The sequence below is a fragment of the Streptomyces sp. NBC_00996 genome, from assembly GCF_045162675.1.
Lineage (GTDB): Bacteria > Actinomycetota > Actinomycetes > Streptomycetales > Streptomycetaceae > Streptomyces.
This window is the reverse complement of sequence record NZ_CP108723.1, coordinates 596,216-621,803: the sequence shown is the minus strand read 5'-3', so window position 1 is coordinate 621,803 and position 25,588 is coordinate 596,216. Positions and strand designations below refer to the sequence as shown.

24 protein-coding genes and 2 pseudogenes are annotated in these 25,588 nt (G+C 68.6%); 12 read left to right on the top strand and 14 right to left on the bottom strand.

Going from position 1 to position 25,588, the window contains the following annotated elements:
* Window positions 1-23: 23 nt before the first annotated feature.
* Together OG390_RS03205 and OG390_RS03200 are read right to left on the bottom strand one after the other, a co-directional pair.
* On the bottom strand, window positions 24-455 hold the full coding sequence (locus OG390_RS03205; protein ID WP_406164887.1) for an Rrf2 family transcriptional regulator: 432 nt from the start codon (window positions 453-455) through the stop codon (window positions 24-26).
* Between the two features lie 164 nt (window positions 456-619).
* Complete coding sequence (locus OG390_RS03200) at window positions 620-1,594, bottom strand: alpha/beta hydrolase (protein ID WP_406164886.1); 975 nt, start codon at window positions 1,592-1,594, stop codon at window positions 620-622.
* A 396-nt stretch (window positions 1,595-1,990) separates the two neighbouring features.
* On the opposite strand from OG390_RS03200, the gene OG390_RS03195 reads away from it, so the two are divergent.
* From OG390_RS03195 to OG390_RS03180, 4 genes and pseudogenes are all read left to right on the top strand, one after another.
* Window positions 1,991-2,290, top strand: a complete 300-nt coding sequence (locus OG390_RS03195) for a hypothetical protein (RefSeq protein ID WP_406164885.1) — start codon at window positions 1,991-1,993, stop codon at window positions 2,288-2,290.
* Between the two features lie 475 nt (window positions 2,291-2,765).
* Window positions 2,766-2,942 (top strand): annotated as a pseudogene (locus tag OG390_RS03190) (alpha/beta fold hydrolase); the annotation flags it as partial.
* A 73-nt stretch (window positions 2,943-3,015) separates the two neighbouring features.
* Window positions 3,016-3,447 (top strand): nuclear transport factor 2 family protein, encoded by a 432-nt coding sequence (locus tag OG390_RS03185; RefSeq protein WP_406164884.1) that lies wholly within the window; start codon window positions 3,016-3,018, stop codon window positions 3,445-3,447.
* Between the two features lie 18 nt (window positions 3,448-3,465).
* Complete coding sequence (locus OG390_RS03180) at window positions 3,466-5,238, top strand: MOSC domain-containing protein (RefSeq protein ID WP_406164883.1); 1,773 nt, start codon at window positions 3,466-3,468, stop codon at window positions 5,236-5,238.
* 262 nt (window positions 5,239-5,500) lie between these two features.
* Here the strand turns inward: OG390_RS03180 and OG390_RS03175 are convergent, their stop codons facing one another.
* Complete coding sequence (locus OG390_RS03175; RefSeq protein ID WP_406178340.1) at window positions 5,501-5,833, bottom strand: hypothetical protein; 333 nt, start codon at window positions 5,831-5,833, stop codon at window positions 5,501-5,503.
* A gap of 178 nt (window positions 5,834-6,011) precedes the next feature.
* Window positions 6,012-6,398: pseudogene (locus tag OG390_RS03170) on the bottom strand (FG-GAP repeat protein); the annotation flags it as partial.
* 698 nt (window positions 6,399-7,096) lie between these two features.
* On the opposite strand from OG390_RS03170, the gene OG390_RS03165 reads away from it, so the two are divergent.
* Complete coding sequence (locus OG390_RS03165; protein ID WP_406164882.1) at window positions 7,097-8,449, top strand: PQQ-binding-like beta-propeller repeat protein; 1,353 nt, start codon at window positions 7,097-7,099, stop codon at window positions 8,447-8,449.
* Window positions 8,450-8,839: 390 nt separating this feature from the next.
* Here OG390_RS03165 and OG390_RS03160 read toward each other — a convergent pair whose 3' ends face one another.
* Both OG390_RS03160 and OG390_RS03155 read right to left on the bottom strand, forming a co-directional pair.
* Window positions 8,840-9,160: a hypothetical protein gene (locus tag OG390_RS03160; RefSeq protein WP_406164881.1), complete on the bottom strand. Its 321-nt coding sequence runs from the start codon at window positions 9,158-9,160 to the stop codon at window positions 8,840-8,842.
* A 968-nt stretch (window positions 9,161-10,128) separates the two neighbouring features.
* Window positions 10,129-10,758, bottom strand: coding sequence for a DUF4232 domain-containing protein (locus OG390_RS03155; protein ID WP_406164880.1), 630 nt, complete (start codon window positions 10,756-10,758; stop codon window positions 10,129-10,131).
* Between the two features lie 389 nt (window positions 10,759-11,147).
* On the opposite strand from OG390_RS03155, the gene OG390_RS03150 reads away from it, so the two are divergent.
* On the top strand, window positions 11,148-11,420 hold the full coding sequence (locus OG390_RS03150) for a hypothetical protein (protein ID WP_406164879.1): 273 nt from the start codon (window positions 11,148-11,150) through the stop codon (window positions 11,418-11,420).
* Window positions 11,421-11,532: 112 nt separating this feature from the next.
* Here OG390_RS03150 and OG390_RS03145 read toward each other — a convergent pair whose 3' ends face one another.
* Window positions 11,533-11,910, bottom strand: a complete 378-nt coding sequence (locus tag OG390_RS03145; protein ID WP_406164878.1) for a hypothetical protein — start codon at window positions 11,908-11,910, stop codon at window positions 11,533-11,535.
* A gap of 72 nt (window positions 11,911-11,982) precedes the next feature.
* Between OG390_RS03145 and OG390_RS03140 the strand changes: the two genes are divergently transcribed.
* Window positions 11,983-12,252, top strand: coding sequence for a hypothetical protein (locus OG390_RS03140; RefSeq protein WP_406164877.1), 270 nt, complete (start codon window positions 11,983-11,985; stop codon window positions 12,250-12,252).
* Between the two features lie 248 nt (window positions 12,253-12,500).
* On the opposite strand, the gene OG390_RS03135 is transcribed toward OG390_RS03140, so the two are convergent.
* Complete coding sequence (locus OG390_RS03135) at window positions 12,501-12,704, bottom strand: cold-shock protein (protein WP_399095561.1); 204 nt, start codon at window positions 12,702-12,704, stop codon at window positions 12,501-12,503.
* A gap of 400 nt (window positions 12,705-13,104) precedes the next feature.
* Here OG390_RS03135 and OG390_RS03130 point away from each other — a divergent pair, with 400 nt between their 5' ends.
* A complete protein-coding gene (locus tag OG390_RS03130) occupies window positions 13,105-13,710 on the top strand; it encodes a TlpA disulfide reductase family protein (protein ID WP_406164876.1) in 606 nt (201 codons plus the stop codon).
* Window positions 13,711-13,937: 227 nt separating this feature from the next.
* On the opposite strand, the gene OG390_RS03125 is transcribed toward OG390_RS03130, so the two are convergent.
* Window positions 13,938-14,108 carry a DUF397 domain-containing protein gene (locus OG390_RS03125; protein WP_406177468.1) on the bottom strand — a complete coding sequence of 57 codons (171 nt, stop codon included), beginning with the start codon at window positions 14,106-14,108 and terminating at the stop codon, window positions 13,938-13,940.
* A 1,121-nt stretch (window positions 14,109-15,229) separates the two neighbouring features.
* On the opposite strand from OG390_RS03125, the gene OG390_RS03120 reads away from it, so the two are divergent.
* Window positions 15,230-15,463: a hypothetical protein gene (locus OG390_RS03120; protein WP_406164875.1), complete on the top strand. Its 234-nt coding sequence runs from the start codon at window positions 15,230-15,232 to the stop codon at window positions 15,461-15,463.
* Window positions 15,464-15,557: 94 nt separating this feature from the next.
* On the opposite strand, the gene OG390_RS03115 is transcribed toward OG390_RS03120, so the two are convergent.
* The 4 genes from OG390_RS03115 to OG390_RS03100 all read right to left on the bottom strand — a co-directional run bounded on the left by OG390_RS03115 (window position 15,558) and on the right by OG390_RS03100 (window position 18,873).
* The gene (locus OG390_RS03115; RefSeq protein ID WP_406164874.1) at window positions 15,558-15,806 is read right to left on the bottom strand and encodes a hypothetical protein; all 249 of its coding nucleotides are present in this window, start codon (window positions 15,804-15,806) and stop codon (window positions 15,558-15,560) included.
* A gap of 520 nt (window positions 15,807-16,326) precedes the next feature.
* Window positions 16,327-17,406: a sensor histidine kinase gene (locus OG390_RS03110; RefSeq protein WP_406164873.1), complete on the bottom strand. Its 1,080-nt coding sequence runs from the start codon at window positions 17,404-17,406 to the stop codon at window positions 16,327-16,329.
* Complete coding sequence (locus OG390_RS03105; RefSeq protein WP_406164872.1) at window positions 17,399-18,094, bottom strand: response regulator transcription factor; 696 nt, start codon at window positions 18,092-18,094, stop codon at window positions 17,399-17,401. Before OG390_RS03105 ends, OG390_RS03110 begins: the two co-directional genes overlap by 8 nt.
* Before the next feature lie 68 nt (window positions 18,095-18,162).
* Window positions 18,163-18,873: a VanZ family protein gene (locus tag OG390_RS03100; RefSeq protein WP_406164871.1), complete on the bottom strand. Its 711-nt coding sequence runs from the start codon at window positions 18,871-18,873 to the stop codon at window positions 18,163-18,165.
* Window positions 18,874-19,681: 808 nt separating this feature from the next.
* On the opposite strand from OG390_RS03100, the gene OG390_RS03095 reads away from it, so the two are divergent.
* Together OG390_RS03095 and hemC are read left to right on the top strand one after the other, a co-directional pair.
* Window positions 19,682-22,720 (top strand): SpoIIE family protein phosphatase, encoded by a 3,039-nt coding sequence (locus tag OG390_RS03095; RefSeq protein WP_406164870.1) that lies wholly within the window; start codon window positions 19,682-19,684, stop codon window positions 22,718-22,720.
* Between the two features lie 203 nt (window positions 22,721-22,923).
* Window positions 22,924-23,859, top strand: a complete 936-nt coding sequence (gene hemC, locus OG390_RS03090) for a hydroxymethylbilane synthase (protein ID WP_406164869.1) — start codon at window positions 22,924-22,926, stop codon at window positions 23,857-23,859.
* On the opposite strand, the gene OG390_RS03085 is transcribed toward hemC, so the two are convergent.
* A complete protein-coding gene (locus tag OG390_RS03085; RefSeq protein ID WP_406164868.1) occupies window positions 23,840-24,406 on the bottom strand; it encodes a hypothetical protein in 567 nt (188 codons plus the stop codon). The two genes, hemC and OG390_RS03085, sit on opposite strands and share 20 nt — an antisense overlap.
* Before the next feature lie 364 nt (window positions 24,407-24,770).
* On the opposite strand from OG390_RS03085, the gene OG390_RS03080 reads away from it, so the two are divergent.
* Window positions 24,771-25,067 (top strand): hypothetical protein, encoded by a 297-nt coding sequence (locus OG390_RS03080; RefSeq protein ID WP_406164867.1) that lies wholly within the window; start codon window positions 24,771-24,773, stop codon window positions 25,065-25,067.
* Window positions 25,068-25,588 lie beyond the last annotated feature (521 nt).

Below are 25,588 nucleotides of genomic sequence, written 5' to 3'. Positions count from 1 at the left end.
TCCAGGGAGGCCGGCGGCCGGGACTAGGCTGCGTTCAGCACGTCCCGCAGCACATCCTCGAGCGCGGTTCTCGCCAGCTCCTTGCGCAGGGCGGCTTCGACCTCGCCGTAGACGGCGGCCAGTGCCGGGCCGATGCCGTGACCTACGACGCACTCGGGGTCAGGCGCAGAACGGTGCAGGGCGAAGACCGGCCCCGACTCGACGGCCTCGTAGACGTCGAGCAGGGTGATCGCCGCCAGGTCCCGCGACAGCGTCCAGCCGGCGCCGGCGCCCCGCCGTGAATCGACCAGGCCGGCCTTGCGCAGCTCGGCCAGCAGTCGACGGATCACCACTGGATTGGTGTTGACGCTCGTGGCGATCTGCTCGGAGGTGGCGACCTCATGGCCCCGACGCTGGTACAGCCCGATCCAGGTCAGGGCATGCACCGCGATGGTCAGCCTGCTGTTGGCGCTCACGCTGCTCCCTCGCCTCCGGTCCTGAAGTAACCATAGTGGTTACGGCCATCCGCGGCAAGTCACCGGTACCGGACCGCGAGGGTGCGGGCTGCAGGAGGGGGCGAACCAGGTGACCCCGGGGCCGAGCAGGCCGCCGCTCGGCCACCGGAGTCGACTTCGTACGACTACGCTGCCTCGTTCGTTCCCAGGGCGGCGCTGAGTACGGTGATGGCCTGGGCGACAGCCGCGCGCGTGGCGTGGGTGTCGCTGAGCGGGTTGAGCATCATGAAGTCGTGTGTGATGCCGTCGTAGCGGACCGTGGTGACGTCGACGCCCGCGGCGCGGAGTTTGGCGGCGTACGCCTCGCCCTCGTCGCGCAGGACGTCGGCCTCGTCGACGAGGAGGAAGGCCTGCGGCAGGCCGGCGAGTTGGTCGAGGTCTGCCTTCAGAGGCGAGGCGGTGATCTCGCTGCGCTGCGAACGCTCCGGCACATAGGCGTCCCAGAACCACTCCATGGCCTTGGCCGTGAGGAAGTACCCCGTGGCGAAGTCGGAGTAGGACTTGGTGTCCATGTCGGCGTTGGTGACCGGGTAGTACATGGACTGGTGGACGAAGCGGACGTCGCCGCGCTCCTTGGCCATCAGAGCCAGCGCGGCGGTCATGTTGCCGCCGACCGAATCGCCCGCGACCGCCATGCGGTCCGGGTCGAGACCGTGAGCAGCCCCTTCACGCACGATCCACTGGGCGGTGGCGTAGCCCTGCTCGATCGCCACGGGGTAGTGCGCCTCGGGCGAGCGGGCATATTCGACGAACACCACAGCGGCTCGCACCCCGTCCGCCAGTTCGCGCACCAGCCGGTCGTGGGTGTCGGCGTTGCCGAGGATCCAGCCCCCGCCGTGCATGTAGAGGACGACCGGAAGGGGTGACGCAGCGTTCTGCGGCCGAACGACGCGGACACGGACGTCACCGACCTCGGCGGGAACCGTGATCCACTCCGAGTCGACGGAAAGCTTGTCGATCGGCTCCGCCTGGATGTCATCGAGCACCTTGCGGGCCTTCTCGGGACCCAGTTCGTACAGGAACGGCGGCTTGGAGGTGGCATCGGCGAGCTGCTGGGAGGCAGGCTCCAGAACGAGGCTGCCGGCGGACTGCACCGTCATGACGATCTCCTTGGGATCTCGGGATAGCTGCTGACCGGGGCGCATGCTGAGGACCGTGCCCGGCTGCCCCCGTGGTGCGCGAGTGCCGCGCGGCATCGGATGAGCAGGCACGGCAGCGGTACGCGCTGTATGACAACAGGGTCACCCACCCCGGGGGTGATCGCATCCGCGCTTGGACTGCAGCCGCAACTCAAGGTCCCACACCCTCGCGTTGCGCGGCTTGCGTCTCGACGCCTTCTTGGCGGCCGTCTTCTTCGTCGTGGTCTTCTTCTTCGCCGACCCGCGCACTCGGCCTCGCCGCGGGACGCCTTGGATTGCCCAACTGCCGCATGCGCGGCGGCTATCAGGTCCAGCACCTTGCCCGGCTTCTCCTCTGGCTCCGGCACCGTCCGGGGCGTGCCGGTTGCTCTTGGCCGACAACCCCTCTATCAGGAGCTTCACTTCGTCACCCACGCTGTGGCACGCCCCAGTTCACCTCAGCCCTGGCTGGTATCGGACCTCAGGCGTGTGCGGCGGCAATCGGAGATCGACAAGGAGATCGACAAGGAAATCCCCGGCGCCATGGGGAAGTCTGTCACTGATGATCGGGCGCCGGTGATCGGCGGTCTCACGGAATCCCGCACGGCCTTGAGCGGCCAACTCGCCTTCCCGGTAAAAGGCCGGATGGGAGCGGCAGTTTCGCATAGCACTTCCTGACCGCTGTCAGTACCGTCAGACAGTGGCGCCGAACAACCGGGGGAGATGGCCGGTGCCCCCAGCGTGCAGTTGCCGGCACTGCACAACGGCTGCCCGAGAATGCGGGGTCTCGCTCATTCCTCCGCTGCGTTGCCCCACCTGAGCTCCGGGTCTAGCGTGGGCGATGTGGCACCAGGCGCCATCTGCCGCGAGGTACCACGCCGCGTAGGGAAAGTCCCCGGTCTCAGCGGGTGGCCGCTCTTCCTTTTGCCGTGCCGAAATTCTCACGGGCGGATTTGGCGCACATTCCGCGCTCAGGTGCTTCCGGGAGGTCACCGTGTCCGCCACGCACCACAACAAAGCCACCGTTGACGGCCAAGAGGTTTTCCACCGGGAAGCCGGTCCCACGGACGCCCCCGTCATCTTGTTGCTGCACGGATTTCCCAGCAGCTCGCACATGTTCCGCCATCTCATCCCGGCCCTGGCCGATCGGTAGCTCGCGGTCTGGGGCGAACGGGATGAGATCTTCGGGCCCGACGGTGCGCGAACGTTCTCCCGTGACCTGCCGGACGCGGAAGTCCACCTGTTGCCGGCAGGGCATTTCGCTCTGGAGACGCACCTGGACGCCATCAGCGGCTACATGCACGGATTCCTGGGCCGCGTCCTCGCCTGAGGCGCGAAAGGCGAAAGGGGGTCTGGGACCCCGGCTGAACGTGACGTGCGCAAAGAGGTGCGAGGAGCAGGTAATGGCTCATGACACGGTCCAGGAGGCCGACGTCCGGGAGACCGTCGGGCAGTTCTTCCGGCTCTTCGGCGAGGGCGATGCCGACGGTGTCGCCGACGTCTTCGCCGAAGAGATCGACTGGTTCGTGCCAGGGGACGAAAAGGTGCTTCCCTGGGCTGGCCGGCGCACGCGGCGTGAACAGGTCCCGGAGTACTTCAGGACCCTGTGGCCGGCGTTCGTCGCGGCACAGAGCGAGACCAGCATCGACAAGATCGTCGTCGACGGCGCGGACGCGGTGGCCTTGGGCAGGTTCAGCCTGGTCGTGAAGGCCAATGGCCGCCGGTTCAGCATGCCCGTCGCGTTCCACTTCACCGTCGAGTCGGGGCGCCTGGTGCGATTGCACCTCTACGAGGACACCGACCTGGTCACCAGGGCCGTAACCGCAAGCGGCTGAGCCAAGAGAGGTGGCGTGGTGGCCACATTGACAGCGCTGAACGTCGGGATGCCCAAGGATGTCCCCTGGCACGGCAAGACCGTGTACACCGGCGTCTACAAGCAGACCGTGAGCGGGCCGCGCATGGTGCGGCGGCTCAACATCGACGGCGACGGCCAAGGTGATCTGGGCGGGCACGGCGGCGAGCAGCGGGCGGTACTGGTGTACCAGAGCGACTCCTACCACTACTGGGCCCGGGAACTGGGCCGCGACGACCTCACGCCCGGACAGTTCGGCGAGAACTTCACCGTCGACGGCCTGCCCGACGACGAGGTCTGCATCGGCGACCGCTACCGCATCGGCGGCGCGCTCTTCGAGGTCACACAGCCGCGTGTGACCTGCTATCGCGTGGGCCTGCGCATGGGCGAGCCGCAGATGGCGGCCCTCCTGGTGGCCCACCACCGCCCCGGCTTCTATCTGCGGGTGATCGAGGAAGGGGAGGTCGAGGCCGGGCAGGAGATCGTCAAGGTCTCCTCCGGCCCCGAGGCGATGACCGTCGCGGAGATCGACCGGGTGCTCTACCTGCCCGGGCACACCCGCGAACAAGTCGAACGGGCCCTGCGGATCCCCGCACTCAGCCCCGGCTGGCGGGTATCCATGCAGACCCTGCGGGACCAGGCCGACACCCCGGTGGCCGGGGCCTCGGGCAGCGCGGGACTGAACACCGCGGCCACCGCCCCGCCGCCCGCCTGGCCCGGGTTCCGCCCGCTGACCGTCACCCACATCCAGCCCGAGAGCAGCAGCGTGTTCTCGCTGTCGCTGGCCGCCGGGGACGGCTCCGCACTGCCGGCCGCACTGCCGGGCCAGTTCCTCACCGTCAAGATCCAGCCCCAGGGGAATGCTCCGCCGCTGATCCGCAGCTACTCGCTGTCCGGGGAACCGGGCACCGGCACCTACCGCATCAGCGTGAAGGTCGAACCCCACGGCGCGGCCAGCAACCACCTACGCGCCCACATACGCACCGGCGACCACCTGGACGCCGCCGCGCCCCGCGGCACCTTCTGCCTGGCCGGCGGCGACAACGCGGTGGTCCTGGTGTCGGCCGGCGTCGGCGCCACCCCCGTACTGGCCATGCTGCACGCACTCGTCCGCGACCGCACCACCCGACCGGTGTGGTGGCTGCACGCAGCCCGCGACGGCACCGAGCACCCCTTCGCCCAAGAAAGCCGGGACCTGATCGGCGCACTTCCCCACGCCCGGTCGACCGTCTACTACAGCAGACCGGCCCCAAAGGACCGCCAAGGCGTCGACTACGCGGAGGCCGGCCGCCTGTCAGCCGACCGCATCCTGGCCCTCGGCCTGCCGACCGACGCCGACGCCTACCTGTGTGGACCCGCAGCCTTCATGGACAACATCACCAGCGCCCTCCTCGACGCAGGCCTGGAAGCCTCCCGCGTCCACACCGAGATCTTCGGCGCGGGCCCCTCCCTCACTCCCGGGATCAAGGGCTCCACGACCGCGGCCGCGCCCCACCAGCCCGCGGGCCCGGCCGGCACCGGTCCCATGGTGTCCTTCGCCCGCAGCGGTCTCCACGTCCCCTGGAACGAGACCCAGGAGTCCCTGCTCGAACTCGCCGAAGCCTGCGACGTCCCCGTTCAGTGGTCGTGCCGCACCGGCGTGTGCCACACCTGCGAACTCGCCCTCATGTCCGGCGCCGTGGACTATTGCCCCGAGCCGGTCGAGCCTCCCGCCGACGGCAACATCCTCATCTGCTGTTCCAAGCCGACCGAAGAGATCGTCCTGGATTTGTAGAGCGCGGCGGGCCCTTCAGGCCGTCGCAGACCACGGTGTCGAGCATGGCCGGCGCACTCACCGCCGCACAGGCATCCGCGTGAGGGGACCTTCGCTGCCGCCGAGCAGTTCCTTCTCCCGTGATCTGGGCGACGACCAGGATTTCCTTTCGACGGCGCTCATCGTTTTCGCCGACACGTGCCGGCGAAACACTCACCCGGGAATGCACGCAGACCCGCGACGTCACCCGGGCCCTGCAAGAGGGTATGCGCCACGGTCGTGTTCAGTCACTCGAGGCTCGCACCGTGTCGTCCCAGGCGTGCGGGCTGCGGTGATGGTTCCTGCGCCCTGCGGCGAGCACGGAGCGGAGTTCCGCGAGATGCGGGGTGTCCGCCGGGAGATGCAGTCGCGCGAGGAGGGCCAGTGCGGCCGTCGACTCCAGGTCGCCGTAGAGATCGTGGTAGCTGGCCAGCAGGCCCTTGAACAGCGGCCCGTGCAGGGCCGGGAGCCGCACGACGGTGTCGTACGCCTTCTGCTTCACGGGCCAGGGCACGGGGCCCGAGCAGGCGAGCACCCGGCCGGCGCGGCGGAGCTGGGCCTTCGATCCCTCCCCCACGATGTGGTCGACTCGACAACGCCCCGCTCGGCGAGCCAACGCCGCGCGTCCTGCATAACCGGTCGTGGCCCGACGCGTTCGGGTCGCTGATCGTCGTGCCGCCTGACAGGCCGGATGAGCCGCCCCACAGGATCGTGACCGAACCGCCGTCGACATCACCGCTGACGTCCTCCAGCGGTGTGCCCACAACGAGATCGCCGTAGCCGTCGTTGTTGAGGTCGCCGTGCGCGAGTTCGGTGCCGAAGCGGTCGGAGGTCTCCGAGGTGCCCGGCACACCCGAGGAACTCTGCGATGTGGTCTTGTGGCGCGCGGCGCTGATACCGCTCGACGAGCCGTATTTGACGACCACGGCGCCCGCCTTCGCCTTCCCGCCCGCGACAGCATCCGGGGCGCCGGTCGCCAGATCGCGGTAGCCGTCACCGTTGAAGTCGTCGGCGAGGCCCGACGCGGCGGCACTCGCGCCGCCGGGCAGGGTGATGAGCAGGCCACCGGCCAGGGCGGCCGCGACAACGGTGGCGCCCAGGGCGACGGGACGCCGGGAACGCTTGTGATGGGACCGGGGCATGGATTCCTCTCCAGGACATATGCGCGGGCTCAGGGATGACCTCTGGTGAGCCTGAAGGGTTGTACGGGAAGGGAGGGGTTTCGGTGCCAACGACGGGGCGCACGGTAGCGATCGGGGCACTTCCGGGGCCTGAAGTAGGCTGTGCGGCTCGGGTGTTGTTGTGACGCAGTACCTGGGCCGCACGGCCCTGACCAAGCGCATCTTCACTGGCCTCGCTCCGCGGCGCCTTGGAAACGAGCTGGGCCGTTGCCGACGGTGCGGGGGAGGCAAATGGCTTTGCAGGTGTTCTTCGTGATTCGGGTGTCGTGCGAGACATTTGGGGTGGGCGCCGGCGGTGTGGTGAGCGCCTCTGGCGCGATGAAAACCATTGGTGCGCGCCGCCAGGCGACGGGATCATGAGCTGCCGCCGTCCCGTGCCTGGGAGGGCGGCAGCTCATGTGCCGCCCTGGGAGGGATCCTGCATGGCCCTGGTGCCGACCGTCCAACGCGTGCTCGGCGGCGGGCCTTTCGCCGAGATCGGAGAGCCAGGTCTTGCCGTCGTCGACGATCGTTCGCGGATGGTCGCTGTGGGCGGGGACCTCGGGGCGGTTCAGTGGAGCGGCAGTGGGGCCGCGGACTCCAGATGGACGGGGCACCGGATCGGTGTCTATGAGCGGGACGGGTTGCGGTGCCGGCGCCTGGTGAGGTCCCGGTACCCTGTGCGATCTCTCGCCTTCCACCCCGTTCTTCCCCTGTTGGCCGTCGGCACGGGGCGTTACGACGGCGGCTACTCCTTCGAGGGCGAGCTGCTTCTTGTCCACCTGGACTCCGGCAACGTGGTGTCTGCGTTGCCGTACCCGCGGGAGGTGCTCGGCGTCGAATGGCGCAGTGAGAGGGCACTGCGTCTGGTCCTGGCGCCGTGCGATGACTGGGACAACCCGCAGGCACACGAGCAGGGGCATACGGCTGTGGTCGCTCGCGCGGACTGGGGCGCCGTCGGGCAGCGGGCGATTGGTGCTGAGGAGCTGGCCGCCCCGGCGGAGCCGGCCCTGCGACCGGATCGCGGCGCCAAGACCCGCCGGCTTCTCACGGACCTCGCGGCCGGGGCCGGCCGGCAGTGGTCGCTTCGCCGACGGGTGTGGGCTGTCGAAGGCCTGGAGGACGGCCGTGTGCTCGCGGCTCTGGACGGGGTCCTGGCGGAGTCGTGGCTGCCGTCAGGGAGCCGCGAGTGGGTAGTTGAGGACGAGGAAGGCGGCCGCCAGCTGGTTCTGGCTTCCGACGGAACCTCGGTATGGGCCAACGCCGAATGCCGCGCTCGCCGCAAGGGCAGACGCTGGGAGAGGTCCGCGCCCCGGATCGCCAGGATTGCCATCGACGCAGGACAGGTGCTGGAGACGCTGAGTCTGAGCGTGGGCGGGGTTCTCGTCGCAGGCGGCCAGAGGGTGATCCTGAGGCCGTTGGACGGCCCTGGCAAGCGTCCCGGACGGCTTACGATGTTCGACCTCGACGGTCGAGTGGACGGTCCGGAAGTCGGCCGCTTCGACCTGTTCAATCACGGGTTTTCAGCCCGCCGTGCGAGCCGCCCGTATGTCCTGATGGGCGCTGAACCGGACACACCCCATAGGGACAAGGGGATCGCGGCCTTGAGCACCGACGGGACACTGCGGAGGCTCTTCCCGCACTCCTGGGTGCCGGAGGAGCACCACTTCGGAGGGCCGGCGGTCGAGATCGGGCAGTGCCTGGTGTATGCAGGCACGGTCCACGATGGGCAGGGGCTCCAGCCTGGTGGCGCCTACGTCGTACGGCGGTCCCTGGACGGCGCAGTGCAATGGCAGCACCGCACCGATTATCCCGCCACCGCCCTCGATGCCGACGACGATACGATCTATGCGGCCTTCAACTCCGGTGCTCTGACAGCACTGGACGCCGGCAACGGCTCGGTGCGATGGCACACCGAGCTTGAGGTCGACGGAGTACCGGCCACGGCACTTTCCCTCGCTGTAGCGCCCCACGGCCACTTGCTCGTCGGAACCGTCGACGGCCGTATCCTGGAATGCTCAGTTCGGCAGTGACCCCCAGGGGCCGATCGCCCGGAGCTGGATACAAGACCGACGGGGTGCGTGGGGCGCTCGTCGTTGGCCTCAACCTCAAGGCCTCCTTCTGCGACCCGTCCAGCCTGCGGCAGCAACGAGAACACCAACCGTCTGCTGCGGCAGTTCCTTCGGTCAACGCACAGACCTCCCGGACTTCTTCAGTACGCGACTGCGACGACATCGCTGCCGAGATCAACGCCCGACTTGCGCCGCTCGCAAGGCCGTCGAGGAGGTGCACATCGGCGGCTACGCCTCGCACCTTGGGACCGTCCTGGCCTCGGTGGTACTGGTACCGGTACCACCGAGGCGGCTGCCAAGCTCCCCTGCCGAGTCGGCATCAGGGCAGACATCTCACCCCCGGGGGGGAGGTCAGGCGGTGTGCTGGATCCACCGTCGAACGGCGGCGTTGATGCCGGTGGGTAGGGTGCTGAGCTGTTCGATGGCTTCCCGGTCTTCGGGCCGGGGCGGGATGCCGGCTGCGGTCAGGGCCGCGTGCAGGTCCAGACGCCTGCGGTCGCGTGGGTCGATCGTGATGTCGAGCCGGTGGGTGGGGTTGGGCGGCAGCAGCGGATAGTCATCTTCCGCCCGCTGCTGTGCGGCCGAGTCCCACCATGAGGATCCGGGCTCGTCGCAGGCGTAGGGGTCGAGGAAGTTGTGTGCCGCACCGGACGCGAAAGCGGGGCCTGTCATGGGGTTCTCCCTTGCTGCCGTTTCGGTTCTGCTTGCCAGGAGCCTCTACGCCGCTGCGGTGGTTGCAGTATCCGCCGCACATCATGCGAACGGCGCCATCTCCAGCTCATCCGCTCATCGCACCGGCGCCCGGATGCCCGGCCTGCCAAAAGTCTTTGAGAAGTGCGGTGGCGGTCGGTGGGCGTCCGGGCTGGTAGGTGCTGCCCAGGTCGGTGAACCTGTGGTGTCCGGTGGAGGGGCCAGTTCAGCGGGATCGCTCCCTTCCCGGCGAGGGCCTCGGCGATGCGGTGGGAGTCGCCCTTGGTCCAGACGAGGAGAGCCAGCCGCGGCCGCTGGGCCGAGTCGGCTCACAGCAGGCGGCGTCAGATGCCGCGTTGACTGAACGGAGCACGGAGATTGTGCAGTTCAGCGAGCGGATGGGGTCTACGGTCGCCGGTCGTGATGGAGAACCTCATTCACGCGCCGCGACATCCGCCACCAGAGTGAGCGGGCCAATCGCCACATGACCCCATGTCGTCCCAGCAGCCGGTCTTGGAGAAGCCGGTCGGCGTCCAACGTGGGGACGCGGCGAAGGGAGCGACGAGATCGACGATCCGGTCCAGGTGGTGGTCCCAGGACTGCTGCGGCGGATCGCGGGCCTCCACCACGACCGAGGAGCCCCGGCCGAGCCCTTTCGCTCGCTACCGGCCGAGTTCACCTACCAGGAGCGGCCCGAGATCCCCGAGCAGCCAACACGTTCCCCCACTGGGACCCACCGCGGCTTGAGGGCCGCCGGACTCGCGGCGGCCGCCCGGCCGGCTGAGCCCACTGCGGGCATTCCGGCACCTCACGAGCCGCATGTCGGCGGGTTGCCCAGCCCAGGTGGGGAATTACGTGACGCGAAAGGCGCCCTCGCTGGGGATTACGTGACCGCTGACACCATGTCGGCCATCGAGATGGGGCGCCTTGCTGGGCGTGCGCGCCGGCGGCTACTTGCCGGTGCCGACGGGGTCGACGGTGATGGCGGGGCCGGTGCTGTCGGAGGCGGGGACGTTGATGCTGACGGGCAGGGTGTGGGAGTGGGTTTCGTCGGGCGGTGTGACGACGAGGCTGGTGAAGGTCACGCCGGAGCCGCCGGAGTTGTTCGACGGGTAGTGCAGGGTGAAGCGGGTCTCCTCGCCCGGCTTGACGCTGACCTGCGGCGGGGTGAGCTTGCTCCGGATGGCGCTGATGGTGCCGTCCTTGCTCTTCAGGTCAGCACCGGGAAAGCCTTTGAGGGTGCAGGTGGCGGAGCCGGTGTTCTTGAGGTTGATGATGAGGGTGCCCTCGGCCATGCCGCCGGAGCTGCTGAATGCGAGCTGGGAGGTCTGGCAGGCCTTGGAGTTGCTGCCCGTGGCGGAGGCGCCGTTGCCGGTGTCGGACTGCGCGGTGGCGGTGCCCTTGCCGGTGGACGCGCTGCTGTCACCAGAGCCCTGGGAGTTGGAGCTCTGGGAGCCGGAGCTCTGGGCGGAGGAGGAGTCGCTCGTGCCGGCGGAGGCGCCGTTGTCGCCCTGGCAGGCGGTGAGTGAGAGGCCGGCGGCGACGGCGATGGCGAGCAGGGAGAGCTTCTGGACGCGCATGGTTCCCCTTCAGGGCGTTACCGCTCGCTCCTCGGGAGTGAGGGGTACTGATTGCTGGCTGATCATTGAGATCCCCGTGGCGCTTGAGCCGTTCCGGTCAACGTCCCTCTAATACATGCCTGTTACATGCGCCTTCGGGGCGGTGGGGATGCCGCTGCACTTCCCCTCTGCCGTGAGTCCGCCTCAGATGCCCACGGTGCTGTAGCTCACCGGGTTCCGCAGATTGTGAGGCTCAATCCGAGACCAGTGCACATCAGTCAACAGCATGACCGGACCAACGACCCGATGATCCGAATAGGTCGGCCTCGGGGCAGGATGAGCGCGTGCTACCTCCTCGACTGCTGTGGTGTGACCATCGGCCCATCCCTCGGTTCAACCGGCAGGAGCCGGTGACCACGATCGTTCTCGATCCCAGCTTCTATGAGCCGACTGAAGAGGATGACTGCTGGAGGTTCGGGTACTTCTGTCAGGCGCACAACCGCCGCTACTGGCACGAGTCCTGCGCGAAAGGGCCGCATCTCATCGCCCTGCACTGCCAAGAGCACGGGCCGGAGAACATGTGGCCGCAGCCGAAGATGCTGATGTTCCCGGCAGGGTTCGATCCCCCGCTGAGCGACGCGCAGTTGGCCTGGGTGCAGGCAGAGTGGGACGCCGTCGACTAGGCAAGATCCGAGAGAGACTGCCCAGGTCCTCGTCGAGACCGGCACCGATTGATTCCGCCTCGTCCAGACTCGGGCCAGGGCTGAACGGGCCGCTGACAGAGGAGCGCCGCCGTCAGGAGGAACCGAACACCCGGGACACACAGCGGTCAAGGAGGTTCCCAAAGGCTTGTGGCGAACTCACGTCCGGGGCAGGAAGCGCACCGGCATCGTCGATGTTCACGATGAAATCCACATCGGCCCAGCCACCGCGGAACAGCACAACACAGAGCTCGGTCTCTGCAAGTCCCGTGATGCGGACGCCGATCGAATCGGGATCGTCCACTCGCGAGCGGTCCGCTTCAAGCCGCTGGGGCCAAGAAGCTGCTTCATCACGCCAACTGACAGGCCCGACAGCCAATCCGGCGGACTCCCAGTCACGTCGGCGATCCACAATTTCGACGACCGCTTGATCGAGATCGATAACTCGATGCACGCTCAGATCATCGATCACACAGGCACTGAGGTCCATCGAATACAGCTCAGTAGGTCTTCCCCGGGTGCCTAGGAGAGGTACCGGAGCAGCGTGATCGCGCCGGGCCGTAGACTGGGCAGCCGCTTTCGTGCTGGGCGTGAGGCCGCTGATGAGAAGGGCGTGTTGTCTGTGTTCGAGGATGTCCCGATCTACCGGCGCCTGGTTGCGGAGCGCGGTGACATTCCGGCGCAGGTGCGCGGTGAGGCCGAGCGGATCCGCGATGATCTCCAGCGGGTGATGCGGCCGCTGCAGGATTCCTACTTCACCGCCGGGCGCCCCACTGGTGCACCGGCTGGTCCGGCGTTGCCGCCACCACGCTGATCGCACCGCTGGCCCGGCCGGGCGCGATGCCCTCCGGCGGCGGTCGGCGGGCCCGCCAGACGGCGATGGTCGCCCGTGCGGACTCCGAGCCTTCCACCGATGGCGTGCAGCTTGCTGGACACTGGGGATTGGGTGCGCACGCTCGGCGCTGGGGAAGTGTTCGGCGGTCACGCCTCGCTTCTTCGCCTCGGACAGACATGCTGGTGCCCGTTCCCGGCTGACCGGAAACGGGCACCAGCGTGTGTGGCTCAGGCGGGGGTGATGTTCTCCGCCTGGGGGCCCTTCTGGCCCTGGGTGATGTTGAACGTCACCTTCTGGCCCTCTTGCAGCTCGCGGAATCCGCGGCCTTCGATGTTGGAGTAGTGGGCGAAGACGTCCGGGCCTCCGCCGTCCTGCTCGATGAAGCCGAAGCCCTTCTCGGCGTTGAACCACTTCACGGTGCCGCTGGCCATATGCGTCCTCCAAGGGGGACTCGAAGTCGGCTCCCGCACAGCGCGGGAGCCGGAGGTGATCGACGGGTCCTCAGCGACGCTGCACAGCAAAACCGCCCGTGCACGTGCTCACGGGCGGAAGGTACTTCGAACCACGACAGCTGAAGGCGACGTTACACGGGCCGGGCACGGGACACCAGGAAATCCTTGCGGGCCGGCAAGCAGATTTGGCGCGCCGGCAGATGCTCCGCACCCCGGCGCGCTGCAGGCCAAGGGATTCGTACGCGGCATACACGGCATGCGCCAGGAGCACCGTGTGCTGAGTGGCCTCGGGCAGGCCCCGCTCCCGTGGACGCTCCAGGACTTCAGCGTTCGGCACCCCGGTAGCCACCCGGCTGACGCGGAATGCGAAGCTGCTCATATGAGTGCCGCCTGCCGTGCTGACCAGCGCCCGAACCGCACCCGTCGTGGCCGCGCCGCCCTGCTCACCGCCGTCGCCGCGTTCCTCCTGTCCGCGTGTGGTTCCGGGGGAGCGGGCAACACCGACTTCGTCGCCGGCAAGAATGGCGTCGACACCGCGGCCAAGGGCCACCGGACCGCGATCCCCGACCTGTCGGGCAAGACCATCGACGGCAAGCAGCTCGACGTCCGCGACTTCAAGGGCAAGGTCGTCGTCGTCAACGTCTGGGGATCCTTGTGCGGGCCGTGCCGGGCCGAGGCCGCCAATTTCGAGCGGGTCTACCTGGACACCAAGGACCAGGGCGTGCAGTTCGTCGGCATCAACACCCGCGATTCCAGCACCAGTCCGGCCCTGGCCTTCGAGAAGGAGCACGGCGTCACCTACCCGAGCCTGTACGACCCGACGGGCAAGCTGATGCTCCGCTTCAAGAAGGGCACGCTGAACCCGCAGTTGATCCCCTCCACGCTCATCATCGACCGGGAGGGCAAGGTCGCGGCCCGGACGCTGCAGGCGCTCAGCGAGGACAACCTGCGCAAGATGCTCAACTCCGTCCTCGCGGAGAAGTGACCCGGCGCGTCCCCCTCGCCACACCCCATGGGTTTCACTCGGGTGGCCCTGGCCTTCGCCGTGCCGACTCTACCCGGCGCCAGCCCTGGCCGGCTTTCATTGGTGTCGTACTGGCCTGCCAGGTGCTTCCCTTCGGGACTGCTGGTATCCGCTTGCAGGTGACCGCTGGGAGTGGTGAAGCCCCGCACCTTGGCCTGCGGAGTCTTGTGGTGGGTGTAGGGACAGGGTCACTCGTACCCGAGCGTCCTGCCCTGGAGGGCCGACACGAACGACGTCCAGGCGGACCGCTTGATGATGAACGCCGAACCGTGCGGGTTCTTGGAGTCCCGGACAGGAACGCCAGTCGGGCATCCGTCCAGCACCTCGACACAACTGCCCTGGTCGCCGCCGGGAGTCAGGTGGCAGACGGTGATCGCCAGGCCGGTTTCGGCGGCGAACCGGGAGGTCTACGGCAGCTCCGACCTGCCCGAACTGCGCTCGCGACGGCAACAAGCTGTGAAGCCTGACGCCGTTCGGGCTGAACGCGGCCGCGGAGGTCCTCGGCAGGTCGGCCGGGGAGATGGGCGGCGCCGCAGGCGGCACTGCCGTCCGCGATCGTATGGTCGCAGCGCGCCGACGGGTGGTCGTCCAACGCGAGGAGCGCCTCCCGAAGTGCCGCGGCGGAGACCCAACCCACGCTGTACTCCTGCAGATCGAGGAAGGGCGATGCCGTCGGGGAAGGCTTGAGAGCAACTGGCGGACAAGGAGACGTTCGCTGGTGATGGTGCGGGAGGTCAGTCTTGCCATCCCATGGCGGCCGCCAGGACGGCCAGCCGGTCACGCGCGGCCGCGCTTACCTTGATGCTCGTTCGACCGCTGCCATACCTCGACTGTACCCCGTGGCTCTACTGCCAGTAGAGGATTTGGGGGAGTGGGTGTCACTGCCGCACTCGCGTCACCGTGACCGAGGGCAAGCTCTGGGCCCGGCGTGAAGGCACTGCTGTAGGCGGCGGGACGAGCGCGGGGCGAGGCCAAAACTCTTGCCACTTGGCCCAGACCACGGTGTTTCTCGAATTCCCCAGCTTTGTCCGGTTGTCGAACGGCGCGCTTTCGGGCGCGCGACGTAGAGCTCGCCGGGGCGCACCCGGAGACCGTGCGCCCGTCTACCAGCCGGACAGGTCGCTCCACCCACGGGGAGCAGTGGTGGTGCCGACTCACCCGTGTGGTCTGCTTCGCCCGTAGCGTTGTCCCTGCGACGCGACGTGTGCACGCCGTGTCTGCGGGCTCCGGCCCTCGGGTTCGCTCGGCTGAGGCGGACCCGCGCATGAACGAAACCATGGGGCCGTTGTAGGGCGTTGGGTGCGGCCGCTGCAGAGTGTCACCACGAAGAGTCACCGGGCCGACCTACGTACTGGCGTGACCGCGCTCGGCAATCCGGGGCGGCTACGTCCCGGAGCTCTGAGCGGCTTCCTGCGCTGCGAGGCGCGTGCGGACGGGCTGCCCGCCCCCTGTCGCGTGGCCGTGCTGTTTCCTTGGCGCCTTGGTCTTCCGCCGCCAGCACCCAGTCGCCCGCAACCCCGCCGACGGGCCTGACTTCCACGCCCTCCCCTACACCCTCGACCTGCTGATCCCCATTGGCGGCCTCGGCCAGCGCAACGCCTGGTACTGGACGTCCAGCGGTACGCAGTGGCTTGCCTATGGGCTGATCGCCGCCGGGTGGCTGCTCACAACGGCGGTCGTCGCGGGCGTCACGCGCCAACTCAACCGCAACTGAGCCGCGTCGTTCCTTCCGCCCAGTTGATCCGCTCGCCGCGCCGCCATGCCTCAAAGCTCGCCGTCGGGGCGTAGGCGTCGCGCATCGGTGCTGCTTACATTGCTTTGCCGCCCAGCAGGCCGAAGGTTGCTCCGGCACCGAGTTGGAAGACGGACATCACGACCGACAGGACGCTTTTCACGCCTTCGTCGTCGGAGCCGATGAGGGCGAGAGTGACGCCCACGGCCAGGGACACGATGGTGATGATCACTACGGAGGTGAAGACCAGCTTGAATGCAGGCGTCAGCTCGATTGATGAGATGGGAGGCGCCCCGTTCGATTCGGCCGGGGTTATGGGGCGCATCGAGACGGGGACGCCTTTGTGTTGGGCAGGGTTGGATGTTCTCTCGTCCATCTTCCCCCAGAGACAAGGTTGTTGACACGCCTTCGGCGAGCGGGAAGCCTCCCAGTCACCCCGGAAGATCACAAGTTTGCGCGTCCAGCCGCCGGAGAGCCGGGTTCAGTTCCCGCGCCGAGACTGGACATGAACGCGGACGGGTAGCGCGCCGCGTGCCGCGCCCGAAGGCGGTGCCACATTCCTCCTGGGAGGGGTTGTTCTTCCCGGCCAAGGCACGGCGCCGACATCCGGCAACCACGTTACGAAGAGCGTTGCCAGCGGACCGGCGCTCCTGCCCCTATTAGCGATCTACCGGCGCCTTCCGACCCGGTGACACCACCCCCCGGGTCATGGTCGACAGGGGGCAAAAGTCATGCCGGGCCAGAAGGCCGGGAGCCTCATGATCGAGGCCGTCTAGAAGGTAACGGGGGGGGGGTACGCCGACCGTCGAGTACGCGGGCAGGACGGCCCCGCTCGGGGACGATGCCTACGGCGTGCCGGGAAGCCGGACCGTGACGAGGAGACCGCCGGCGGGGCGGGGGACGAGGCCGAGGGTCCCGTCGTGGGCGCGGACGATGCTGTGCACGATGGCCAGGCCGAGGCCGACGCCGGCGTGCTCGTCGGTGCGTAGGCGTTCCGTTCCGCGCCGGAAGGGTTCGGTGAAGGTCGGCACCAGTTCCGGTGGGAGCGGATGACCCGTGTTCTCGACCCGCAGCACGCTCGCGTCGCCCTGCGCTTCGGTGTGGACCGTCACGGTGCCGCCGGCGGGGAGGTTGTGGACGATGGCGTTCTGGACGAGGTTCGTCACCATCCGCAGCAGGAGCTCCGCGGAGCCGCTGGTCCGTGTCGCTGCGCCGGTGACGCCGAGCGTGATCCCGCGCTGTTCGGCGAGGGGGAGCAGGGTTTCGGCGGCCTCTTCGGCGACGAGGGAGAGGTCGACGCTCTCCCGGGTGAAGTTCCCGCGGTCGCTGCGGCTGAGCAGCAGGAGGGCTTCGGTGAGGTCGATCGCGCGCGTATTGACAGCCTGCAGGCGTTCGAAGAGTTCGTCTTGGTCCCGCGTGGGGTCTCTGCGGGCGACGTCGAGCAGCGTCCGCGAGATGGCCAGCGGGGTGCGCAGTTCGTGGGAGGCGTTCGCGGCGAACCTCTGCTGCTCGGCGACGTGCGACTCGAGTTGTTCGAGCATGGTGTCGAACGTATCGGCGAGTTCACGGAATTCGTCCTGGCGGCCTTCCATGCGGATCCGGTGGGACAGCGATCCGTTCCCGGCTGTCCGTGCCGCGGCCGTGATCTGTGTGAGCGGTGCGAGCATCCGGCCGGCGAGGAGCCATCCCCCGACGAGGCCGAACACGAGCAGGAAGGCCATCGCCACGGCCGCGGCGGGGGCGAAGGTGTGCTCAAGGAGGTAGCGGTTGGGCGCGATCCCAAGAAGGCCCTGGGAGTTGTCGGGTACGTAGCGCAGCAGGAACCCCCACACCACGGCCAGCAGGAGAGCGCCGGCGACGGCGAGGAACCCGGCGTAGCTGAGGGTGAGTCTCAGTCGGACGCTGAGCCCTGGGCGTCTACGCATGCGTACTGTCGGGGCGGGTGGTGTCGGGGCCGGTGTCGATGCGGTAGCCGACACCCGGAACCGTGGTGATGATCCATGGTTCGCCGAGCCGTTTGCGCAATGCGGAGACGGTGATGCGGACGGCGTTGGTGAAAGGGTCGGCGTTCTCGTCCCAGGCCCGTTCCAGCAGCTCTTCGGCGCTGACGACCCCGCCTTCGGCGGCGACGAGGACTTCGAGCACGGCGAACTGTTTGCGGGTGAGCGCGACGTAGCGTCCGTCGCGGAAGACCTCCCGGCGGAAGGGGTCGAGCCGCAGGCCCGCGATCTCGCGGACCGGGGGCCGGGCGTACGCGCGCCTGCGGTCGAGCGCCCGCAGCCGCAGGACGAGCTCCCGCAGCTCGAACGGCTTGGTGAGGTAGTCGTCGGCACCGAGCTCGAACCCGGATGCCTTGTCGTCGATCCGGTCGGCGGCGGTGAGCATGAGGATCGGGATGCCGCTGCCGGAGGCGACGATGCGCCGGGCGACTTCGTCGCCGGAGGGGCCGGGGATGTCGCGGTCGAGGACCGCGAGGTCGTAGGAGTTGACGCTGAGCAGTTCCAGGGCGGAGTCGCCGTCGCCGGCGATGTCGGCGGCGATCGCCTCCAGCCGCAGACCGTCACGGACGGCCTCGGCCAGGTAGGGCTCGTCCTCCACGATCAGTACGCGCATGTCGGAAGCCTAAGCAGCACAACATATCGCCGACGTATCCAAAGACGTGTGCACACCGGACGCGCGACTCAGCCTGCCGGTGTCGGCGCGGGGCGAAGCTGGTCCGACGACGCTTCCGCCGTAGTGCGCCACCAGCGGTGCGACGCCAGCGCGGCCAGCACGGCGCCGGCGGCGTTGACCAGTACGTCGTCCACGGAGGACACCCGGTCCAGCCGCAGGACGTACTGTGCCGTTTCGACCAGGATCGAGCAGCCCGCCCCGAGTGCCAGGATCCGCGGCATGGACGCCAGCGCCGCGAACCGCATCGGGGCGAAGAACCCCAGCGCCGCGAAGACCAGCAGGTTGCCGACGATCCCGAGCGGCCCCATCGTGACCAGGTCCCTCAGCGGTACCAGGCTCACCCGCTCGGGGACGATGCCGGCCCCACCGCCCGGCATCATGGTCAACCACAGGAACGGCACCGTCCCGTGGACCATGCCCACCTCGGCCAGCGACTTGCGCCACGCCCACGCCGATGTGACGCCGGCGGCACGCCGAACGCGCGCCAGAGCCCACACCACCAGCGCGGCCGGCGGCAGCACGACCAACGTCATGAGCACCACACCGTTGAACGTGTCGTAGCAGCCGTGCCACCGCCCGGCCATGCACCTCGGAGCGGACATCATGAGCGGCCGCCGCACGACGAACACGGCGCTCGCCAGGCCGAGGATCGCCAGGCTGAGGAGCACGATCCCGCGCGTGCGGCGGGGCGGTGCTGACGAGGATGCGTTGTGGTTCATGCCCCCATTGGAGATGGAGGGCCGTTGCGGTGGCGTATGCGATTTTCGATACGCCCGCGATACACGGAATCCCCGGCGTCTAGGAACTGGCGCAAGCGGGCAGTGAGTTCAAGCATCCTCCTCACTCGCCCGGTCTTCGTCGCTCGCGAGTGGTCTGAGCGCGTCGGAGACACCTCAGAAGGCCGCATCCCTCAGGCAGAGTGGCAGGTCCACGCGTAAGCATCAGCGGCAACCACACTCGTGGCGAAGCTGCGTCGCAGCCTTGATCCAGCGCGGCCTGCTGACATCCATCGCTGACGTCAACGTCGGTGAACAGCCCCGGAGTTCAGCAGCCAGGCGGGGGCTGGGCGTCCGAGGCGGAGGTGTGGCAGAACGCCTAAGGATCGAACTCCTGAAGGGGGTGGCGCAGGTTCGAGTCCTGCCGGGGGCGCAGCAGAAGAAGAAGGGGCCGGCCCGGGAGAGTTTCCCTCCCGGGCCGGCCCCTTCGCCGTTTCATGCGCCGTGCCGCATGCGTGCCGCTCCAGGCCCTGATCGACGCGGTCACTACGGGACACGGTCCTGATCTCTACTGCCCGTTCGGCGAGCTACCGGTAACGCCGCCGTGCTGAGCCGGCGGTAAGGCCTCAGTGTTTACGAAGGGTGAGCTGACGTCACATACGGTTGATCAGATGCGAAAGACTCCCCAAGACGGATGAAATCGCCTAAATTAATCCGATTAGGATGGGATGTAGATCGCTGCGGGTCCACATCCGATCACATGCGGCCCAGCGGGTAGCCAAGCGGTGAGCGGAGGCGACAGTCGGAAGTGGTGAATACCAGAAGCGGCGATGCGGACAACACCGGCCCGTCCATACCCCACGTCCCCCATCCGCTGCACCCACCGCAGGGCCTGGGGACCATGCAGACCGCACGGCCCTTGGAGCGACACCGCATGCGGATGCGGCTGCTCGACGCCGTGGACGAGGACCGGCGCGATGTCGAAGTGCTGCTGACCGCGCTCCAGCAGGCGGTAGCCGAGGTGCACGGCCTGGGCGGCATGGTGCATCTCCCGGGCGGCGGCATGAGCGGCATCCTCTACCTGGTCGCCGACAGTGGCCTGCCGGAGTCGATGACCCGGCCCTGGCTGATCATCCCGGTACGGGGCGCGGCGCCGCCCAGCAGGGCCGCCCGCAACGACACCATCACCTGGCAGCCCGACCTGGCCCCGCCCGACCCGGTGCCGGGCCGGGACCCCGCCGCCCTGTGGCCTTCCCGACTTCCCGCCGGCATCGGTCACCTGGCCGTCCCCATTCCGAGCGGTGGCTGGCGACGCGGCGCGCTCTCCGTCCTCTTCGCCCCGGGCGCCGAGCCCGGTGCCGCGGAGCGCGCGTTTCTGAACGAGGTGGCGGCGTGGATGTCCGGGAGGCTCAGGTCGTCCGGAATCCTCAATCCGTCCCCCACCCTGCTGCGCGCTCTGGAGAACGGGCCAGGACCGCGGGAGGCCGCCTCCCCGTGGGACGCGGAACGGGTGCCCTCCCTCACGTACACCTGGGACCTGCGCACCGGTGAGCTGACCTCCGACCTGCCCGTCGAGGAGGTACTCGCCGGCATCGATCCGGGGGTGATGAGCGGCGGCATCGAGGCATGGGCAGAGCTGATCCACCCGGACGACCTGCCAGGGGCGGTAGCCGGCTTCGACACGGGCATCCAGCTGCGCGGCGGCTTCCAGAACGAGTACCGGATCCGGCGCCAGGACGGCACATACCTCTGGATCGAGGCCCGTGCCCGGACGATCACGGACGAAGACGGGACGCCGGTGAAGGTGATCGGCACCCTCCGGGACAGCAGCGAAACGCATGCCGCCGCCGAGTCGGTGGGGCGGGCGCTGCGACACATGAGCGACGGCTTCGTCTCCCTGGACACGGACTGGCGCATCGGATTTCTCAATCAGGCCGCCGAGCGGCTCCTCGGCGCTGCGGGAGATGTGGCCGGAGCCCTGCTCTGGAACATTCCCGCCGTACGTGCCGTGCCGGGGCTGGAGCAACGGTGCAGGGCCACGGCGGCCGAGGGGCAGCCGGCCGAATTCGACATACCGGGGCCGGACGGGACGTCCTGGTACCACCTGCGGCTGGTGCCGGTGCCGGAAGGCCTCACGCTCTACATCACCGACACCACCGAGCGGCATCTGCGGGAGGCCGAGCGGGCCGCCGCGGAGCGGTCGGCCGCGGAGCGGGCGGCCCTGGTGCAGCGGATCACGCGGGAGCTGGCCGAGGCCGTCACGGCCCAGGATGTGATGGCGGCGGTGGCCGACGGCGTGATGACACCCCTCGGGGCCACCGGACTCGTCATGCTCGGTGTGGTCGGCGACCGGCTGAACGTGGTCGGCTCCCGTGGGTATCCGGATCGCTTCACCCGAGTGCTGGACGGGCAGTGGACAGTGAGCGACACCACGAACCCGGTGGGTGACGCCCTGCGCACCCGCACCCCCCTCTTCATCTCCTCCCCGGAGGAGTTCCTGAAGCGTTACCCGAGGATCAAGACCCTGATCCGGGAGGGCGGCAAGCAGGCGTGGGCCTTTCTGCCGCTGGCGGTATCAGGGCGGGGGATCGGCGCGGCGGTGATCTCCTTCGGCCGACCGCGGGTGCTGGGTGATGACGAACGAACGCTGCTGACCGCGCTCAGCGGACTGATCGCACAGGCCCTGGAGCGGGCCGGGCTCTACGACGAGGCGACGACCCGGGCCCGTACCCTCCAGCGCAGCCTGCTGCCGCAGGCACTGCCCGAGCTGCCCGAGGTGACGACGGCAGCGCGCTACCAACCGGCCAAGCAGGGAGCCGACGTCGGCGGCGACTGGTACGACGTGATCCCGCTCTCCGCTGCCCGGGTGGCGCTCGTGATCGGTGACGTCATGGGCCACGGCATGGCTGAGGCCGCCACCATGGGCAGGCTCCGTACGGCGGTCCGCACCCTCTCGGAGCTTGAGCTGCCGCCCGACGAGATCCTCGGTCACCTCAACGACATCGTCGGCGAGCTGGGCACCGATGCCTTCGTAACCTGCCTGTACGGCATCTACGACCCGGTGACCCGGCGTCTGTCGTACGCCAGCGCCGGTCAGCCGCCCCCGGCAGTGGCCCACCCCGACGGCACCGTCACCTTCCTGTCCATGACCCCGGACCCGCCACTGGGGGTGGCCGCTCCGCCCTTCGAAACCCTCGAGACCCTACTGCCCGCCGACAGCTTGCTCGCCCTCTACAGCGACGGCCTGGTCGAGAGCAAGGACAGGGATGTCACCACCGGCCTGAGCCGCCTCGCCGAGCTCCTCTTTCAGTCCGTGAACGCCATGCCGACGTCACGCGCGGACGCGTCCGACCTGGACGCCCTCTGCGCCACCCTCACCTCCGCTCTCCTCCCCGCCCACGGCGCGTTGATAGACGACGCTGCCCTGCTGCTCGCCCGCACCCACCCGCTGGACGCGGAGAATGTCGCCGAGTGGCCGTTGCCGGAGGACCCGGTGGCGGCGGGCCAGGCACGTGACCTGGTCCGCGCCCAGCTCAAGGACTGGGACCTGGCCGATGAGGACCTGATCATGACCACCGAACTCCTGGTCAGCGAGCTGGTCGGGAACGTCATCCGGCACGCCTGCGGCCCCATCCGGCTGCGCATGCTCCGCAGCCGCACACTGATCTGCGAGGTGTCCGATGCCACTCTGACCACGCCGCACATCCGCCACACCTCCGCCACCGACGAGGGCGGCCGCGGCCTGCAGCTCATCTCCGCACTCTGCCAGCGCTGGGGCACCCGCCACACCCGCACCGGCAAGTCCATCTGGACCGAACAGCCCCTCCCGCCGCCTCAGTTTGATCTTTAATCTCGTGCCCGCCAGGGGCGTGTACGAACGCAGCCTTCCCCTCCGCGCGGGGAGTTCGTCGCCAGTTGGCCGCCCGGTCACCGGCACTGCGTCGACACCGTCCTCGCACGTCTGTCCGAGTCTCCAACTTGTGTGCCACGCCGATGAGATGGGCCTTGGGGCTGCTGCGCGGCGCCGGCCCGTAAAGGGCTAGGGTGGGCGGCATGTCCGCCCCGGAACTGATCCGCATCGTCTCCCGCGACTCGCCCATGGCGCTCGCCCAGGTGGAGCGCGTGCGCAGCGAACTCGCCGCGCTCCACCCGCACATCCGCACCGAGGTCGTGCCGGTCAAGACGACCGGCGACAAGTGGATGGGGGACCTGGCCCAGGTCGAGGGCAAGGGCGCGTTCACCAAGGAAGTCGACGCTGCCCTCCTCGCCGGACAGGCGGACCTGGCGGTGCACTGCGTCAAGGACGTCCCCGCCGACCGGCCCCTGCCGGCCGGAACCGCCTTCGCCGCCTTCCTCAAACGCGATGACATCCGCGACGCTCTTGTCCACCCCACCGGGCTCACCCTCGACGAACTGTCAGAAGGCACCCGCGTCGGCACCTCCTCCGTACGGCGCATCGCCCAGCTCGCCGCCTCCCACCCCCACCTGAACTGTGTACCGATGCGCGGCAACGCCAACCGCCGCCTGGACAAACTCGCAGCGGGCGACGCCGATGCCCTCCTCCTGGCCGTCTCCGGCCTGAAGCGCATCGACCGTACGGACGTGATCACCGAGATCCTGCCGACCGAGGTGATGATGCCGCCGATCGGTGCCGGGATCCTCGCCCTCCAGTGCCGCGAGAACGACACCGACCTGATCGACACGGTCAGCGGCCTCGGCCATCCCGACACCCACCGCGAGGCCACCGCCGAGCGCATGTTCCTCCACGTCCTCCAAGGCCACTGCAACTCACCCATCGCGGGATACGCCAATGCCGAACGCAACGGTGAACTGTCCCTGCGCGCATGTGTGTTCACCCCCGATGGCAAGACCGTCCTCAACGCCCACGAATGGGCGGGTCCCCTCGACCCGGCCACCCTGGGCACCTCGGTCGCCGTCGCACTGCTCCGCCAGGGCGCACGCACCCTGATCAACTCCATCGCGCACTGACACGACCCGACCTGTCGGGACCCTGCAGCGCGGGAAGAGGACCTTCGCCGCGGTGGGTGTCCGTGTGAAGCAGCGGATGCCGCAGCAGGCCAACACGGTCGGGGACGGCACATCGTCCGTCTCGTCGGCGGGCGTCGTGACCGGGGCGGGCCGGGAGCGGGGCGCGGGCATCGGCGAGGAGCTGGTAGGGCTTCTCGTCCATGCACACCACGGGACGTGCCCGGTCGTAGGGCCGGGCATAGACGGCCAGCACGTCTTCCATCCGGGCCGCGAACTCCGCGTTCGCTCGTGGTGGGATGGTCCAGCACTTTCTCAGATGAGGACGCAGTTCCGTTTTTTTTAAGACCCGCCCGATGGTGGAGTGGTCCAGATCGGGCATGTCCGCGGCCAGCGCGACGTGCTTCTCCAGCAGCCGCAGCGACCACCGGGTATAGCCCTGGGGCGGCTGTGAGCACGCCATCGCGATCAGCCGGGCTTCGACCTCGCCGGTCACCGGCGAGGGCACCGGCGGCAGGTCGCGCTTCTTCCGCGCGATCGTGGCGTGCACATCGCCACCGGTCTCGGCGAAACGCTTGGCAACCGTCCTGCATCTGCCGCGTCGGCTGGTGGCACGCTGTCTCCGCCGACCAGGGCACGCCCTCGCTTCACCTCATCGGCCTTGCCGCGCAGGCCGGGGGCGGCTGGCGGCGCATGCCGATGGACACGTCTCGGGTGCCCTTTGCCACGTCGACCCGCGCGCCGAACAGTATTGAGACCAAAGATAGCTATTGTCTCAAATCGGTAATCTGAAGCGTGTGTGCAGGTATTTATGACGATTGGTCAGGAAGATTCCCTTTGTCGGTTACTGGCCGACAGTTCAACATCGTGATCGGCGAGGCTCTCGCCGCATCCTGTACGGAAAGGAACCACTCATGTTCCACAGCAGACGCATCGCCGCCGCCGCGCTCGTAGCCTGCGCGATTGTCGGAGCCGGCGCACTTCCGGCCTCCTCCGCCGAGCGTGGAGACGACCGCGGGCACCACAGGAGCTACGACCACGACTACGACCGCTTCCGCGGTAACGGATGGCAGCACGAACACGACTACGGCCACGGCCGCGACCGCTTCCGCGGTAACGGATGGCAGCACGACTACGGCCACCACTACGGCCGCGACCGCTTCCGCGGTAACGGATGGCAGCACGACAACGGCCACCACTCCTGGCGGTAAGCAGCCGTGCCGTCAGGCCCCGCGCTGAGCCGTTCGGGGCGAGGTGTCGAGAACCTGCGCATGTGAACGAGCGTCATCACAGGCTCGATGTCGGGATTCCGCTGCCTGGACCGCAGCACCAAAAGCTTGGTGTCTGCCAGGCAGCGGTTTCAGATTCCGTTGTGGCGGCAAGCTGATAGGCCCGCCGACCGGCAGTTACTCTCCAGATCGGCGGGTCTACGGGCGCTACCGTCGTAGCCCTGAAAGTCCTTGGTGTGCAGCCGAAGCCGCGCTCGAGGTGCAGCATGGCTGCGAGGGCCGTGGTGAGCAGCTGCCGTCGCCTGCACGACTGATCCGTGGGTCGACGGGTCCTCGCCCGCATTCACCGCATGGGGCGCCAGTGCCGCGAGAGGCACAAGCCACCCGAATTAGCGATCGACTCCAGTCTCGGAGCTCCAGGGATGCTCCCGATGGCCTCAGGGGACCACCCACGAAATGCGGTAGGCTCGCGGGTCACGGAATTCCGTCGGTGGCCCGAGGCC

Bases quoted from the DNA above. Each gene is read 5' to 3' on its own strand.
- OG390_RS03110 (WP_406164873.1), bottom strand. From the start codon at position 17,406: ATGCGTAGACGCCCAGGGCTCAGCGTCCGACTGAGACTCACCCTCAGC.
- hemC (WP_406164869.1), top strand. From the start codon at position 22,924: ATGTCCGCCCCGGAACTGATCCGCATCGTCTCCCGCGACTCGCCCATG.
- OG390_RS03200 (WP_406164886.1), bottom strand. From the start codon at position 1,594: ATGACGGTGCAGTCCGCCGGCAGCCTCGTTCTGGAGCCTGCCTCCCAG.
- OG390_RS03160 (WP_406164881.1), bottom strand. From the start codon at position 9,160: ATGACAGGCCCCGCTTTCGCGTCCGGTGCGGCACACAACTTCCTCGAC.
- OG390_RS03100 (WP_406164871.1), bottom strand. From the start codon at position 18,873: ATGAACCACAACGCATCCTCGTCAGCACCGCCCCGCCGCACGCGCGGG.
- OG390_RS03155 (WP_406164880.1), bottom strand. From the start codon at position 10,758: ATGCGCGTCCAGAAGCTCTCCCTGCTCGCCATCGCCGTCGCCGCCGGC.
- OG390_RS03080 (WP_406164867.1), top strand. From the start codon at position 24,771: ATGTTCCACAGCAGACGCATCGCCGCCGCCGCGCTCGTAGCCTGCGCG.
- OG390_RS03135 (WP_399095561.1), bottom strand. From the start codon at position 12,704: ATGGCCAGCGGCACCGTGAAGTGGTTCAACGCCGAGAAGGGCTTCGGC.
- OG390_RS03185 (WP_406164884.1), top strand. From the start codon at position 3,016: ATGGCTCATGACACGGTCCAGGAGGCCGACGTCCGGGAGACCGTCGGG.
- OG390_RS03115 (WP_406164874.1), bottom strand. From the start codon at position 15,806: ATGCGCCCCATAACCCCGGCCGAATCGAACGGGGCGCCTCCCATCTCA.
- OG390_RS03130 (WP_406164876.1), top strand. From the start codon at position 13,105: ATGAGTGCCGCCTGCCGTGCTGACCAGCGCCCGAACCGCACCCGTCGT.
- OG390_RS03105 (WP_406164872.1), bottom strand. From the start codon at position 18,094: ATGCGCGTACTGATCGTGGAGGACGAGCCCTACCTGGCCGAGGCCGTC.